Origin of the sequence: Clostridium sp. HBUAS56010 (assembly GCF_007115105.1) — a bacterium.
Classification (GTDB): Bacteria; Bacillota; Clostridia; order Lachnospirales; family Lachnospiraceae; genus Lacrimispora.
Genome location: NZ_SULJ01000019.1, coordinates 1 through 15,224, shown reverse-complemented (window position 1 = coordinate 15,224; position 15,224 = coordinate 1). Strand labels below are relative to the sequence as shown.

19 protein-coding genes are annotated in these 15,224 nt (G+C 35.4%); all 19 read left to right on the top strand.

What is annotated here, in order from left to right; all coding sequences use genetic code 11:
- Positions 1-106 precede the first annotated feature (106 nt).
- The 19 genes from FAY33_RS18140 (at position 107) to FAY33_RS18055 (ending at position 15,202) form a co-directional block, all read left to right on the top strand.
- Positions 107-541 (top strand): hypothetical protein, encoded by a 435-nt coding sequence (locus tag FAY33_RS18140; RefSeq protein ID WP_143322669.1) that lies wholly within the window; start codon positions 107-109, stop codon positions 539-541.
- Between the two features lie 14 nt (positions 542-555).
- Complete coding sequence (locus FAY33_RS18135; protein ID WP_143322667.1) at positions 556-1,176, top strand: DUF1071 domain-containing protein; 621 nt, start codon at positions 556-558, stop codon at positions 1,174-1,176.
- A 12-nt stretch (positions 1,177-1,188) separates the two neighbouring features.
- The gene (locus FAY33_RS18130) at positions 1,189-1,599 is read left to right on the top strand and encodes a hypothetical protein (RefSeq protein ID WP_143322665.1); all 411 of its coding nucleotides are present in this window, start codon (positions 1,189-1,191) and stop codon (positions 1,597-1,599) included.
- 12 nt (positions 1,600-1,611) lie between these two features.
- Entirely contained in the window at positions 1,612-1,818 is a 207-nt protein-coding gene (locus tag FAY33_RS18125; protein WP_143322663.1) for a hypothetical protein, read from the top strand.
- Positions 1,819-1,829: 11 nt separating this feature from the next.
- Positions 1,830-2,318, top strand: coding sequence for a hypothetical protein (locus tag FAY33_RS18120; protein ID WP_143322660.1), 489 nt, complete (start codon positions 1,830-1,832; stop codon positions 2,316-2,318).
- Positions 2,318-3,664, top strand: a complete 1,347-nt coding sequence (locus FAY33_RS18115) for a DnaB-like helicase C-terminal domain-containing protein (RefSeq protein ID WP_143322658.1) — start codon at positions 2,318-2,320, stop codon at positions 3,662-3,664. The genes FAY33_RS18120 and FAY33_RS18115 overlap by 1 nt, the downstream gene beginning before the upstream one ends.
- 12 nt (positions 3,665-3,676) lie before the next feature.
- A complete protein-coding gene (locus FAY33_RS18110; protein WP_143322656.1) occupies positions 3,677-4,693 on the top strand; it encodes a CHC2 zinc finger domain-containing protein in 1,017 nt (338 codons plus the stop codon).
- A 12-nt stretch (positions 4,694-4,705) separates the two neighbouring features.
- Complete coding sequence (locus FAY33_RS18105; protein ID WP_143322654.1) at positions 4,706-5,518, top strand: PD-(D/E)XK nuclease family protein; 813 nt, start codon at positions 4,706-4,708, stop codon at positions 5,516-5,518.
- Entirely contained in the window at positions 5,519-8,980 is a 3,462-nt protein-coding gene (locus FAY33_RS18100) for a PHP domain-containing protein (protein WP_143322652.1), read from the top strand.
- A 1-nt stretch (position 8,981) separates the two neighbouring features.
- Entirely contained in the window at positions 8,982-9,530 is a 549-nt protein-coding gene (locus FAY33_RS18095) for an ERCC4 domain-containing protein (RefSeq protein WP_143322650.1), read from the top strand.
- An 11-nt stretch (positions 9,531-9,541) separates the two neighbouring features.
- Positions 9,542-10,273: an HD domain-containing protein gene (locus tag FAY33_RS18090; RefSeq protein ID WP_143322648.1), complete on the top strand. Its 732-nt coding sequence runs from the start codon at positions 9,542-9,544 to the stop codon at positions 10,271-10,273.
- A gap of 59 nt (positions 10,274-10,332) precedes the next feature.
- Positions 10,333-10,497 carry a hypothetical protein gene (locus tag FAY33_RS19645; protein WP_185967699.1) on the top strand — a complete coding sequence of 55 codons (165 nt, stop codon included), beginning with the start codon at positions 10,333-10,335 and terminating at the stop codon, positions 10,495-10,497.
- Positions 10,494-12,428, top strand: a complete 1,935-nt coding sequence (gene ligA, locus FAY33_RS18085; protein WP_143322646.1) for an NAD-dependent DNA ligase LigA — start codon at positions 10,494-10,496, stop codon at positions 12,426-12,428. The genes FAY33_RS19645 and ligA overlap by 4 nt, the downstream gene beginning before the upstream one ends.
- A 218-nt stretch (positions 12,429-12,646) precedes the next feature.
- On the top strand, positions 12,647-12,862 hold the full coding sequence (locus FAY33_RS18080) for a hypothetical protein (RefSeq protein WP_143322645.1): 216 nt from the start codon (positions 12,647-12,649) through the stop codon (positions 12,860-12,862).
- Positions 12,863-13,195: 333 nt separating this feature from the next.
- Positions 13,196-13,645, top strand: coding sequence for a DUF551 domain-containing protein (locus FAY33_RS18075; RefSeq protein WP_143322643.1), 450 nt, complete (start codon positions 13,196-13,198; stop codon positions 13,643-13,645).
- A gap of 35 nt (positions 13,646-13,680) precedes the next feature.
- Complete coding sequence (locus FAY33_RS18070) at positions 13,681-13,881, top strand: hypothetical protein (RefSeq protein WP_143322641.1); 201 nt, start codon at positions 13,681-13,683, stop codon at positions 13,879-13,881.
- Positions 13,882-14,520: a hypothetical protein gene (locus tag FAY33_RS18065; protein WP_143322639.1), complete on the top strand. Its 639-nt coding sequence runs from the start codon at positions 13,882-13,884 to the stop codon at positions 14,518-14,520.
- On the top strand, positions 14,517-14,750 hold the full coding sequence (locus tag FAY33_RS18060) for a hypothetical protein (protein WP_143322637.1): 234 nt from the start codon (positions 14,517-14,519) through the stop codon (positions 14,748-14,750). The genes FAY33_RS18065 and FAY33_RS18060 overlap by 4 nt, the downstream gene beginning before the upstream one ends.
- 17 nt (positions 14,751-14,767) lie before the next feature.
- The gene (locus FAY33_RS18055) at positions 14,768-15,202 is read left to right on the top strand and encodes a hypothetical protein (protein WP_143322635.1); all 435 of its coding nucleotides are present in this window, start codon (positions 14,768-14,770) and stop codon (positions 15,200-15,202) included.
- Positions 15,203-15,224: the final 22 nt, after the last annotated feature.

Genomic DNA, 15,224 nt, shown 5'->3' with positions numbered 1-15,224 from the left:
AATTTCCGAGAAAATGCAACTTTTATTTAGATTTCATATAGAGCAAATTTCATGTTATCGCCGGTAAAAAACGGTGTTTACATAGAGAAAACAATTAAAGAAAGAGGTGTTAGCCATAGGAGGAGAATTAGGAATTAAGGTAATCAAGATTAAACCGGATTCAGAGGCAGTAAGACCATATGATGGTTACGGACACAAACGAATGACGGATTTGAATTTATTTGGAGACGATAATCATTGGCTTCACATATGCGGCGAAAATGATTGGGGATATCTGGCCTTGGAAGTTTTGAAACCAATATTGCAAACAGCTATTGGCATACACAAAGAAATTCTTGACAACATTGCAGATCGAAATCCAGAAGTGATTTTAGTTGGAAGAAATGATTTCAGATTGCTAGATATTTTACATATAGCCAGAGACGGAGAAGAAGGTATTTCTATTATTAGAGGAATTCCAGTTGTAAAAGGAGATTTTGATAATGGAGTCAAGTTTTTAGGCAAGAAAACAAAAGATGATTCAGAATTGCCATTTAAATAATAAGGAGGAATTGAATGTCAGAAAACTATTTTAAGGAACTTTACAACGTCGATGTTAAGGAAAAGGTAAAGCAGAAAAATGGATTGAATTATTTATCCTGGGCTGCGTGTTGGGCAGAGGTGAAAAAACTCCACCCTAATGCGACATATAGGATTTATGAAGAAGTGCTTTCTTATGCTCCAGACGGAACAACACCAATGAAAACCCGTCCATGGTTTGACGATGGAAGAACCGGTTGGGTAAAGACGGGAGTTACGATCAATGGTATTGAGCATATTGAGGAATTGCCAGTAATGGATTTTAAAAACAGTTCCATTTCCGCAGAGTCCATTAAGTCTTCAGAGGCGAACAAATCAATTCAGAGGTCACTAACAAAAGCATGTGCAAGACACGGCTTGGGGTTATACATATATGAAGGTGAAGATCTTCCAGAGGAGAGTAAGGAGTTAGAAAAACTTCGAGCTGAGTGCTATAAATTGGTCAATGACAGAGCCAAGTTATCGGACACAGCAAAAAAACAGGTGGCTGAGTTCTGTAAATCTGCTGATTCAAAAGCAAATGGTGATCCCAGAATCATGGAAGATATTGAAACATTAAAGACACTTAAAACACAACTCATGGGAATTAGAAAATAGGAGGAAATCATATTGGGATTCAGAAGTGGAGCATATTCAAAAATTTGGAGTATTGAAAAAGGTAAGGGCAACTATTATGTTGCAGATATGTCAACAAGCAAAAAAATGAAGGATAGGAACGGTAACGAGATACAAGAAAATGGCAAGACAAAATATGAGACAGATTGGTCAAATAAATTTGTTCGTCTCGTGGGAACGGCAGCGAAACAGGCTGAGTCTTTAAAGTCTGGAGATTCGGTTAAAATTGAATCTTGTGAAGTGACAAGTAAATACGACAAAGAGAAGGGGAAAGAGTTTGTTAATTATGTGATTTTTGCATTTGACAACAGCCAGAATAATTCATCAAATTCAGTTCCCACTGGTGGTAATGGATTTATGAATATCCCAGACGGAGTAGAAGATGAGGGTCTTCCATTTAATTAAGAGAGGAATAATATGGGCGATTTAAAATGTGGAGATAGGGTCGAGGTGTTTCAAAATTCGGAAAGAATTGAAAGCCATAGTTATTTGAATAAAAAAGGGATAGCTACTGGTAAACACAAAACGAGTGATTATGAGGTAATCTTTGATGATGGTCAGATAAGTTATATCTATATTAAGGATTTAAAAATCATATCTGATCAGGATACTCAATCTGAATAGAGGTAAAATTTATGCCAGATAAAACATATAAGTGTGCATTTAAGCACTGCAAGCATGAGTCCTGCGAGATACCGCAGGACGAGGCTGTAAAAGTTGGGAACAGGTATATGCATTCAGACTGTGCCAATATTAGCGAAAACATTGCGAAAGTAAGAGATTTCTATTATGAAAACATCAGCAAAACAGTTGTAATGAAACAGTTAGTGAGCGTTATTAATAATCTTGTTTTTACAAAAGATATTGATTCTGAATATTTGCTATTTGCACTAACTCATTCTGTATCTGCAAAAATACCCGTAAAAAGCCCATATGGGCTTCATTATTTGGTAGACAATCAGAGGATTAAGGATTTGTATAAGAAGAAAAAGGCTACAGAAATTGCAAACGAGATAAAGAAAGCTGCTGATTCTGCTGAGATGGAGCCAGTTAAGTCCACCGGATTTAATTATAGTTCGTCTAACAAGGTTGGATTTGGAGGTATTTTGAAGGGAGGAAATTAGTGGATTTAAGCGAAATTTCTGACTATAAAGCAGAAGCCGGTGTGATATCAACTTTAGTATATCATCCAGAATTCATTTTACATAGCAACTATCTACACGAAAAGTATTTTTACAACGTCGACAATGCCTGTATTTATTGGGCAATTAAGGAGCTTTTTGCTCAAAAGATAACTAACATAACAGCTTTGAATATTGAACAAATGCTTGATTCTAATAAGGCCGTGAAAAAGAAAGTACAGGAATACAACTTGCCAAGCATTCAAGAGTACATTGACCTTTGCTTTAATACTAAAAGGGATAGTGTTGAAGAGTATTTACTTCTTGTAAATCGTGTCGTGGAGTTGGCTTTCAAGCGTTCTTTTTATAAAAAAGCAAGTGACTGGCAGAGAATGTGTTCTAACGAAGATGTTCATTTGGACGATATGAGTAACACTGTCTATAAGGAGCTCAATGAATTAACAACGAGTTTTGTAACTGATGGAGAGATAACTACTTTTGGCTCAAAAATTAAAGATATTTGGCAAAAGATAAAAGAAAAGAAAGAACGCGGAGAATCTTATGGTCTACCTTCATTCTTTCCAAGCATAAATGAATTTTTTACATATGAGGAAACTGAATTAGTTGTAATAGAAGCAAGAATGAAAAAAGGCAAGAGCTGGCTGGCAATGATTGAAGCCCTACATAAAGCAATGAACGGAGTTCCCACATTTGTTCAAGATAGTGAAATGAGTGATGAGAACTGGTATATAAGAGTCCTATCTTACCTAAGTGGAGTTCCGGTTTACAGAATTAAGGGGTCAGCTTTAACTATAGAGGAAGAATCTAAAATCGAAGAAACTAATGCCTATATTGAAGATTTGCCTTTATTCCATAATTTTGACCCTTATATTACAAAGGAAAGATTCTACTCTATATGTGCACAAAAGAAGATTGAAATGGGGTTAAAATTCGTTATATGGGATTATATAAAATGTGATGATTCAATCCTTAATTCAGCCGAAAGAAGTGCATACATGGCAGGAATTGCTAACTGGTTAAAAAACATTATTGCTGGTGATTTAAAAATGTCTGTCTTAGCATTTTGTCAGTTAAACCGATCCAATGAAGTTGCGGAATCGGATGGAATTGAGAAATATTGTTCTGTAGCTGTCAAATGGGAAGAGAAAACAAATGAAGAATTGGTAGCCGATGGAAAGGATTGTGGTACCCACAAACTCACCGTTAAACTCAATCGTCTTGGTAAGCAGCACATGGGCGAAAACGATTATATAGATATGATGTTTACTACTGGCAAAGTCGGAATTAAAGAAGCCAAACAACATACCGAAAGTACACCATTTAGTTAGGAGGTGATTCCCGTGGCTCTATATGATGAAGATATGCTAGAAGAAATTAATAGCAACGTTGATCTGCTTGACTATATTGGAAACACCATGGAGTTAAAACAACGAGGTAAAGATTATTTTGGGCATTGCACTCTACATATAGACCGCACCTCCTCGTTTTCCATTACCCCAGCTAAGAATAAATTCTTTTGCTTTAGTTGCGGAGCAGGTGGGGGAATTATCCAATACCTAATTCTTTACGAGAAGTTAAGTTTTGATGAGGCGGTACAAAAGGCATCTCGTTTGGCTGATGTGGATTTAAAAGCTATGTGTCAATCTGAAACGGTTAAACTCAACAAGGTTATTCGGAAGATTCATAACAATAAAACTAATTATGTTTCAACCCATGAAATTTTGGATTCCGGTGAATTACTTAAATATAAAGATGTTGAAATCCCAGAGTGGGTAGAAGAGGGGATATCTTCTAATGTTTTAAAAATGTTCGGAGTTAGGCTTGATAGCCGAGGAAACAGAATTGTATATCCTGTTTATGACATGGTAGGCAATCTGATTAATATTAAGGGGAGGACTTTATGTAAAGAGTTTAAGTTTTTTGGGATTCAGAAATATATAAACTACTATCCGGTGGGGACTTTGGATTATTTTCAGGGCATGAATATTACTTTGCAATACATTAAAGAATCTGGAGAAGTGAAGATTTTTGAAAGTATAAAGAGTGTTATGAAACTTTTTACATGGGGAACTAAAGATAGTGCTTCCGCTGAAAAACATACCTTAACTCCAGAACAGGTAAAGATACTGATATCAACACCAGAAATCAAAAGTGTGGTTTTTTGTTACGATTCTGATGTTTCTTATAAAGAACGGAAAGTGAAGGAGAATATTGATTTGCTAAAACGTTTTGTAAACGTGTATGTGATTGTTGATAGGGATAATCTTCTAGGGGGAGCAGAAGGAAAAAATTCTCCGGTTGATTTAGGAAAAGATATCTGGGAATCGCTATACAGAACAAAAGTAAAAATCAAATAAAGGAGGATATGGTTGGGAGAATATAAAAACAAGATTCAAGACATGAGGTTTTCATTTAGTCGTTGCCATTCTTTTGAGGGATGCAAATATGAGTGGTATTTAAATTATCTCTTAAAAGATGAAAATGGTAAAAGAGTATATGAGAATGAACAGAATTTTTACGCAGCATTCGGTCATTTTTGTCATGAGATTTTACAAAAGATTTTTTTGCTTGAAATGGAGTTATCCGATACTGTTGAATATTATAAGGAGAAATTCGATGAAGAGGTGCAGTGTTGGGATATATCTGAATCCACGAGAGAAAAGTATTTTTACCAAGGATTAGATTATTTTGCCACTTTGGAGCTGGATTGGCTAGAAAAATATAAGATTCTAGGAGTGGAAAAAAAATGCGAATTCTCAATAGGGAATAGAAATTTTGTCGGTTACATTGATCTACTACTTCAAGATAAAGAAACCGGTGGAATTATTGTTGTTGACCATAAATCAAGCGAGTATCCTCTTGGAAAGAAAGGTCAAGTATTAAAGAAAAAAAAAGCGGATTATGAAAGTTACAAAAAGCAGCTATACATATATAGCATCCAAGTATTCAATGAATATGGTATATACCCAGAGAAAATAGTCTGGAATTACTTTAGAGATAAGAAATGGTTAGAACTACCATTTATCAAAGAAGAATACGACGATTCTCTTTTATGGGCAAATAATGTAATTGATTCAATAGAAGAGGAGGAGAATTTCGTCCCCACAATGGAATATTTTTATTGCCGAAACTTGTGTGGTTTTAGAAACTCTTGTGATTATAAGTTGATGGGAGGCGAGTAATTGTCTTTACTAGAAGAGGCGAAAAGAGCGGTTTCAAGACTAAAATTCAACTTCCCATATAATATAGAAACATGGTTGAATGAGATGAATATGCTTATGGAAAATTATCATAAGCACACTACATGGTCAGATTTAATTCAGATTGATTCGGCTACTGACATACATGAGTTTATGGAGCATTCTAATTCATATGGCTGTCAATGTTACTTTTCGGGAGAGCATGGTTATCCTGGAGAGTGGTTATACGTGTATGATGTTTGCAAAAACTCTCAAGATGCAGATTACCGTAAAAAACATAAGCTATCGAAAGAAATCAAATTTAGATATTCTGCTGAAGTGTATTGGGTAAAAGATATAAATGAAGTAATTCGTGAGGAGTATGTCGACAAAAAAGGCAAATCTCAGGTAAGCGAGAAAAGAGATAAAACAAATTGTCACATGGTAATTGTTGCTCGTACTTATCAAGCAATGAGGAAGCTGAATTACATAATAACGTGTGCTCACAACGAAGGTTTCTATTCAAAGCCAAGAATTGATCTAAATATGCTATTTGAGCTTGATAAAAATGATGTCTATATTACTTCTGCATGTATAGCAGGATGGAAATATGAAAACGCAGAAGATATCTGGTTGAAAATATGGGAGCATTTTGGGGACAGTTTTTTTCTTGAATATCAAACTCATAATACGATGGCTCAAAAGTTGTTAAACGATAGAATCTACAAGATGTCTAAAAAATACGGTATACAGACTATTGTCGGACTAGATACTCATTATATAAACGAAGAAGATAGGATAAAAAGAGAAAACCTTCTCCAAAGAAAGGGTCAACATTATGACGATGAAAATGGCTGGTATATGGATTTCCCTACGGGCCAGAAAACTTATGAGAGATTAATTGAACAGGCAGTTTTACCTTCAGAAGAAATTATATATTCGATGATGAACACTCATGTTTTTATTGGAGGGTGCGAAGAACTTACATATAAGACGAATTTTAAAATACCTATTGCTCCCATGTATGAAAAATACAACTACGATGAGCGGGTAAAAATCCTTAAAGATATATTATATGAAAAATATGGAGAAGAAGATTTAGATCATAGAACCAAGGATAGAGAAGAAGGCATGTTGTATGAGCATGGGGAAATCGAAGCAAGCGGGACTACTGATTACTTTTTAACTAACTTTGAGCTAGTAAAGTTGGCTGTTAATAAGTACCGCGGACAGCTAACTACTACTTCAAGAGGAAGTGCTAGTTCATATTATTCGAGTAAATTACTAGGATTTACTACCATGGATAGGTTTGAGTCAGAAGTTCCTATATATCCAGAGCGTTTTATTACAAAGGATAGGATTTTATCTTCTCATCAAATGCCCGATATAGATTTTAATGTTTCAAATCAGGAACCATTTGTTCTGGCAGGTAGGGAATTAGTTGGAGAACATGGTTGCTATCCCCTATTGGCGGTTGGCAAATTAGGAGAAAAATCAGGATTCAAACTTTATGCGGATATAAAAGGACTTGAGCCAAGTGTAGCCAATGAGATCACTTCTTCTATTGACCAATATAATGAAGCACTGAAACAGGTTGATGACGAAGAGGATAAAAAGGATATCCATATAGAGGACTATATAACAAATAAAGAGCATTTAAAAATATTTAATGACAGCAAGCCATATCAAGGTATTATTGAACAGGCCAAAGTTCATGCTTGCGGATTCTTCTTGTTTAATGGAAATGTCGAAGAAAAGGACGTTGTTGGATATGGAGATATTCGCTATGAGATTGGATTGATAAGATGTCATTCTGAAAGCACTGGAAAATCCACGGTTGTTGCAAATATCGAGGGAGGATTACTTGATTCTTATGGTTATGTAAAAGATGATTTTCTTATTGTAGATGTTGTGGGGATTATCCATAAACTATACGAAAGCATTAATATGAAAGTTCCTACTGTTGCAGAACTAAGAAAAATGGTATCTGGTGACGAAAAGGTTTGGAAGTTATATGAGATGGGAGCCACATGCTGCCTTAATCAGTGCGAAAAGGCAAGTACTACAAAGAAAGTTATGAAATTCAAGCCCAAGAATATCAAAGAGTTGGCTGCCTTTATTGCAGGTATTCGCCCAGGTTTCAAATCGCTGATTGATGGATTCTTGAATAGGATTAATTATAGTAATGGTGAGAAAGCCATTGATAAACTCCTAGAAGATTGTTTTCATTATATGCTGTATCAGGAAGCTGTTATGAAAATCTTCTCTTATCTAGGTATTCCGATGAAGGATAGTTATGACACAATCAAAAAGATAAGTAAAAAGAAGTTGAAGGGTGAGGCTCTTGCAAAAGTCGAATCTAGCCTAAAGGAGCATTGGCAACAAAATATTGGTAATTTGGATAACTTTGAGCCAGTATATAAGGTAATCAAAGACAGTGCCAGATACAGTTTTAATGCTCCTCATGCATTGGCTATGGCAAACGATTCTCTCTACGAAGCTTGGCCGAAAGCTCATTATCTTTCAAAATTCTATGAAGTGACATTAAATCATTATCAGGATAAAGGAGATAAAAATAAGGTAGCTGCATTAACAAAAGAAGCCATGACGATGTTTGGCTACACGATGGGAACATATGAGTATGGGAAAGACAATACAAAATTCACCGTAGACGATGAAAACAAGATTATTTATCCAAACCTATCTAGCGTTAAGGGAATTGGAGAAAAGGCCGTTCGTGCCATTATGGATATATATGAGCAAGGAGTTGATGACTTTGTAGAAATATACACTTCCATTAAAGGTACGAATATCAATTCAACGGTGTTTAAAAATTTGGTCAAGATAGGATATTTTAGAAAGTTCGGCTCCATTAAAAAACTTCTTACAATCACTGAAATCGTAGATTACTGGAGGGGAAGTCAAGGAACCGGAAGGAAGACTGTTAAAAAAGCTGAAATTCCAGATCTTCATATTGATGAAGAGATTGTGAAAAAATATGCAACAGATAAATTGGCTTCTGGGAAGGCTAGCGATTCGCAATATAGTAACTTGGACTGGGTTGGGTTATGTAAGGAATTGTCTTACCATGTTGAAGATGAAGAGTTTGGTGTGATTCAGCTCGTGAAATTCCAATATGAAGTATTAGGATATGTTGACTATGTAGACGATTCTCTTGATTGGAGATATGTGGTTATTACTGATATCAATACAACATATTCGCCTAAATTCAATGCTTATAGTATAGGTAAAGGCAAGACTACAGAGATGAAAATACATAAGTCCATTAATAAACGAGATAAGGCAATTAAGATGAGTTTTAACGAGATACCGGTTCAAGATGGAGATATTATTTACATAAAGGATGTAAAAAAGCAGCCGAAGAAACAAAAAGTGAATGATGAGTGGCAAATAGTCCCCGATGCTTATGAGTGGTGGATTAAAGATTATATAAAAATGGCATAGGATGGTGAAACACATTAAGAATTATTACACGGATAAGAAATATAAGGAACTTTTATCTCACATGGTTATACTCTGCGACACGAAAGAAAAGAGCAATGTAAATATAATCAAATATTTTGATGAAAATGGTATTGCTTATAAAAAACGTTCACTTAAAACAGGCGATTACTCAATTATGGTAGAAGCTTGCCCAGAGTTGGGATTCCTTGTAGACACATATTTTACTGATGAGTTAGTGATTGAGCGTAAAAATGGATTAAAGGAACTGGCTAGTAATTTGTCGAACAATCAAGATGATGACCGATTTATGAAGGAATTAAACAGAATGATTAATGTCTCAAACGTTTATCTTGTGGTAGAGAACGATAGGCTGGACGATATTATGGAACATAATTACGACTCCAAATATAATGAAGATTCGTTTTTAAGAACATTACTAACATGGCAAAAGCGGAGCAATTTCTATCTGAATTTTGTAAATCGTGATAACATGGGGAAGTTCATCTATGAGATTTGCAAAAACTGTTTAGACAATAGCATTTTAAAATAGGAGGATAAAATTTGAAGAAAGAAATGTTTGAGAAAGAATTAGGGTATATTGTGACAGAAGAAGTGAGAAAATTGGTTGAGGTAGGATTAGAAAATTTGCCGGATTATTTCTTTTCTATGGCCGCTTCAACTACCGGAAAGTATCATCCGTCCTATGCTCTTGGAGAAGGCGGTCTTGTTAGACACACAAAAGCAGTTGCGTTATTTGCCAACTATATTTGCCAGCTAGAACAGACACAAAATGATTTTACTCAGGAAGAACGAGATTGTATGATTGCAGGTTCCATCTTGCACGATGGATTTAAAGAAGGAACTGGTGGAAGTAAATTCACCGTACATGATCACCCACAAATTTGTGCGGATTGGATATTAAGCAATGATATTTTCAATGATTTCAATATGGACTATAGGAATCAAATTGCAGAAGTTATTTCCTCTCATATGGGACAGTGGAATGAAAATAAAAGAAGCAAGGTTGTTTTACAGAAGCCAATAACTTCTATGCAGAAAATTGTTCATCTCTGTGATTACCTGGCATCAAGGAAGGATATTGAAATCCTATTTGACTCCAATGTGGAAGTGTCAAAGCCAGATATCAATACATATACGTTTTCCTTCGGTAAGTATAAAGGACAGTTGATTACAGAAGTAGCAAAAGAGCATAAAGATTACTTAGAGTGGATGAATGGAAACATGACCATGAAAGAGCCATTGAAGACATTTGTTACTGAGCTACTTAAATGAAATGTGAATGGATAAGTGGATTACCTTTTTACGAACCTAGCAATGAAAGGAGAATTGAGTTGAATATTGGAGAGGTTGTTGAAGAACTGATTAACTATAAAAGAGAATTTGGCATCTCATATCCTAGAGATTCAGCCATAAACGACGCTTGTAATATATTAAGCAGACTGCCAAGAGATAAGACAGCGGCGGACTGGATAATCGAAAATGGAGGAACCGAATGACGGATATTGAAAGAATCAAGGAGCTGACAAAGCTCCTGAATTACCACAGAAATCAATACTACAACAAAAACAACTCTGAAATCAGTGACCAGGAGTACGATAAGCTGTTTGATGAGTTAAAAGAAAAAGAAGATAAAACAGGTTTTTGCTTGGCAAATTCACCGACCCAAACGGTGGGATATGAAGTGAAAAGCGAATTAGAGAAAAGTATTCATAAGTATCCAATGCTTTCTGCTAACAAAACAAAGGATATCGATGAGGTAAATAGATTCATCGGCAATAAAGAAACTGTTCAGTCATGGAAATTAGATGGTCTGACTATAGTTTCTGAGTACAGAAAGGGAGTGCTTTACAAAGCGGTCACCCGTGGCAACGGAACCGAAGGCGAGGATGTAACGCACACGTTTAAACATTGCGTAAATCTTCCTGCTAAATTGAGTCACCCCATTGACATTACATTTAGAGGTGAATGCGTAATTCCATGGGATACATTTGAGAAAATCAATTCAGAACTAGAAGAACCATATTCGCACCCACGGAATTTAGCCGCAGGTTCCGTAAGACAGTTGGATGCTGCCATTGCCGCAGAAAGAGGACTTGAATATTATGTGTTTGATGTTGTAGAAGGATTCGATAGTGGGAATCTGGTAGGGGATTACGCTTATGCTGAAGGTTTAGGTATGCCCGTAGTTGACCATTGTCTTGTGTCGGATCTGAATGAAAGTATCGGCAAATTTAATCCGGAAATATATAGACTACCAGTTGACGGTTTGATTTTTAAATACGACCATACAGCATTTGGGAAGTCTCTTGGCTCCACTACTCACCACCCATTAGATATGATGGCGTTAAAATGGGAAGATCAATTATATGAAACAACATTAGAGAATATCGAATGGCAGACCTCGAAGACAGGATTGATTAATCCAGTGGCAATCTTTACATCTGTGAATTTAGACGGAGCAGATACAACTAGAGCAACATTGCATAACGTGTCATATATTGAAAATTTGGAACTTGGCATTGGTGATACTATTCAAGTATATCGTGCAAATATGGTAATTCCGAAAGTCCATGCTAATTTGACTAAAAGTAATACATGGAAGTTACCGGATAAATGTCCTTGTTGTGGTGGAAGTTTGGAGATGCATAATGAGAACGGAAGTAAGACGCTACATTGCTGTAATGATAACTGCCAGGCTAAGTTACTTGCCAGACTAACACATTACGCTAGTAAGGACGCATTAAATATTGATGGTCTGTCTGAAGCTACATTAGAAAAATTTATGAATCTTGGTTGGCTTACAAATCTATCCGATATTTATACTCTGGAATCACACAAAGAAGAGATGATGAAGCTTGAAGGATTCGGTAAAAAATCAGTGGAAAAATTATTAGCTGCCATTGAAAAATCTAAAGATACAACACTGGAACGGTTTCTGTATGGGCTATCAATTCCTCTTATTGGAAAGACAGCAAGTAAAACTATAAGTAAATATTTTGGTGGCAATTATACAAAATTCATTGAAGCACTGGAATGTGGATTTGACTTTACGCAGCTTGATGATTTTGGATCAGTTATGAGTAAGAGTATTTACGACTGGTATCCAAAATATAGCAATTCAGAGGATTTATATATTCCATCACTATTAAATTTTGAGAAGCCTAAGATAACTGTATCTACTGATGAGGGAAAGGGCTTATCAGGAAAAGTATTTGTAATTACTGGCTCATTGGAACATTATGCAAATAGGAATGAGTTAGTGGAGGAAATCGAGCAGTTTGGTGGCAAAGTATCTGGATCGGTTTCTACCAAGACGAACTACCTGATAAATAATGATGTAACAAGCTCGTCTGGTAAGAATAAAAAGGCAAAAGAACTTGGAGTGCCGATTATTACTGAGGAACAATTTGTTGTGATGATAAAGTAACGATTAATTATTTAAAGAGATTTTATAAACTCTATTGACATCAGAAAGACTTGGTGTTATTATTAACTCATTAATAAAGGATTATATAAACCACTGGTCTGAAATGACCAGTATATAGCGGTATAGTGTAGTGGTTGCACACGAGATTTTGACTCTCGGAGAATCGGATCGTTCCCGTTTACCGCCGTTGCAATTATATAGAAGAAAGGAGTAAAAATGTGCTAAAAGAGTTGATGGTTTATTTACATATTTTATGGGCAAGAGATAGAGAACTGCATCTTGAGTGGTTATTAGCAAAGCACCAATCCAAGATGGTAGATATTCATGAAAAATATAAGGAGTTCGAGTTCAAAAATTCAGCAGCAAGATCTGAATTTAAATACTTACACACTGAAATCATGAACAGATTTTATAACAGAAAGGGGGACGATTAATGTTTTGTACGGCATGTGGAAGTAATGTTGTGGTGCAGGTAACACACTTTGAAAAAGGTAAACAATCCAAATACTACGAATGTAAGAATTGTAAAGCCAAGTCAAAGGAAACTAAAACGTCATTTGCTGAGATTTTGCAAAGGGTATCTGAGAATGAACAATTTAATACATAATGATAACTGTACACATAATTGTTACAGATGTGAAGAGAAATGTTGTGAAGCCTGTAAATTTTATGGCTGGAATTAAGTAGTACATAGATATGAATGTGAAATAAAAGGCTGTTGGTGCAATAGTAAATGGAAAGAATATAGGATTGGAGGGTGATAAAAGTTGTATACATATGAAATGGTAAAGTTGGCTGACGAGAATTGTAAAACGTATATCTGTGGCGATATTAAAGAAGGTTACATGAGATATTCTAAAGAAAAGGGTTTTCATGATAGTAATGGTAAGGAATGGGAAGTTGAAAAATTTGAAGGATATGGGTTATCCCATTTTATCCATGTGGATGAATGGAAAGAACTTCCTCCGAAAGAAATGACCCTAAAAGAAATAGAAAAGAAACTAGGATATTCGGTAAAAGTTGATCAGTGGATATCTGTAAAAGACGCCTTACCGAAGGGGACTGATGACGTTCTAACATTAAGAGAACGTTCTAAAAAGAAATTTTTTTGTGCTGAAGTTGCATTTTATACATCAGAGGGTTGGAAAAGTAAAGGGTGGCTCCCGATCAATGTTGATTATTGGCAGCCGTTGCCTAGTAATAAAAATATCAAGTAAACTGTGGTTTTATTGCAAATTGCGAAAGGAGATAAATGGACGAAATTGATTATAAATATAGACAGCTAACCAGAACTGGAAAATGTTGTTCTTGTGGAAGAAAAATCTTGGCTAATAAAGATTATGTAATTCACGGATACAATTATAAATCTAATGCTGGAACAGTTACACTATGTACTTTCTGTGTAACAAATATGAATCGATTAATTGATGAAGCTCAACTGGAAAGGAGATAAGTGGATAAATATTTAAGTATTATTACAAACTTTGGCTGTCACGGCAGATGCCCGTATTGTGTTGTCAGAGAAAATGGAATTAACGTTCCCGAAACAACATTATTCGGACTTATCAATTTAAAGAAGGCCATTGAAGAAACGGAAGCAAATATTGTATCCGTTTCTGGTGGCGGAGATCCGTTACATAATTACAAGGAACATAAATACTGGTACACAGAATTATTTGCCATGCTGAATAACCTGGGTTTACCACTTGAAATGCACACCAGCTATATGAATACAAAGTTTCATTATGAGAAATGTAAAAGAGTAATTTATCATTTACTAACTCTGGATCAACTAGATGAGGTTACTAAGTTAGAAAAAGAAATTGTCAGAGTGGTTTATGTCGTAGAAAAGTGGATGACAAAAGACGATATTGAGTACATTTATAATTATGTGCAAAGTAGCCGTGATATTGACGAGCTAAGTTTTAGGCAGCTTGTGAACGGAAACTTTGAAGAAGAATTTCATCTGCATGATTATCTAAAACGGTATCACGGTAAAAAATGGTATTACATAGAGCAAAGCGATTACAATGATTACTACGTTGAAGGGAAACTGTATAAGCGTTTTTCGGATATAGGAAGGGATTTATGAATGATAAATTAATCAAGCGGCTTAAAGAGGAACGTGATCAATTATATCCTAACGGGTTCCCGATCCAAGGTAGAGGGTGCAGCAAGACATATACATATTTGAGGCATCAGCTTAGATGGAATGCTTATGAATTATACTGCCAGATGTTAGAGTACCTGAACTATGAAGACGATATGGATTCAGCTCATAAATGGATTAATGATTTTGTAGTGGCTCAAATGCCAGACTGAAAGGAGGAGATTTTAAAATGGGAATGTATACGCAAGTGAGAGGGTGGCTAAATGTAGACAGTATTGGAGATTATACTGGTGGAAATTACATAGAGATTGAAAAGAAATTGTTATCTGCACAAGAAGGATTTCAAAGAGATACGACTATTACTGATTTATATGGTATCAAACCAATGGAAAGAAAATGGGTTTGTCAGGACACAGTTCTACACAAAGGAGGTAATGGTAGTGTTTATATTTTCTTTGGAACTGAACTGAAAAATTACGGTAACCCGGCAGGACAATGGATTAAATATTTGTTGAATTTCTTCCCTAACGCCGAAGGTAGAATAGATTTTCAATACGAAGAAGACGAGAGCGAATGTGATTACTGGCTTATTAGTAGGGGAAAAATCTTAAAAGAAGAAAGCAATCCTATATGGTGTATTGGTTATGGGAATATGCTTCATTAATATTTGAATGAAATTATTGTTT

Bases quoted from the DNA above. Each gene is read 5' to 3' on its own strand.
- ligA (WP_143322646.1), top strand. From the start codon at position 10,494: ATGACGGATATTGAAAGAATCAAGGAGCTGACAAAGCTCCTGAATTAC.
- FAY33_RS18095 (WP_143322650.1), top strand. From the start codon at position 8,982: ATGGTGAAACACATTAAGAATTATTACACGGATAAGAAATATAAGGAA.
- FAY33_RS18060 (WP_143322637.1), top strand. From the start codon at position 14,517: ATGAATGATAAATTAATCAAGCGGCTTAAAGAGGAACGTGATCAATTA.
- FAY33_RS18120 (WP_143322660.1), top strand. From the start codon at position 1,830: ATGCCAGATAAAACATATAAGTGTGCATTTAAGCACTGCAAGCATGAG.
- FAY33_RS18125 (WP_143322663.1), top strand. From the start codon at position 1,612: ATGGGCGATTTAAAATGTGGAGATAGGGTCGAGGTGTTTCAAAATTCG.
- FAY33_RS18135 (WP_143322667.1), top strand. From the start codon at position 556: ATGTCAGAAAACTATTTTAAGGAACTTTACAACGTCGATGTTAAGGAA.
- FAY33_RS18055 (WP_143322635.1), top strand. From the start codon at position 14,768: ATGGGAATGTATACGCAAGTGAGAGGGTGGCTAAATGTAGACAGTATT.
- FAY33_RS18070 (WP_143322641.1), top strand. From the start codon at position 13,681: ATGGACGAAATTGATTATAAATATAGACAGCTAACCAGAACTGGAAAA.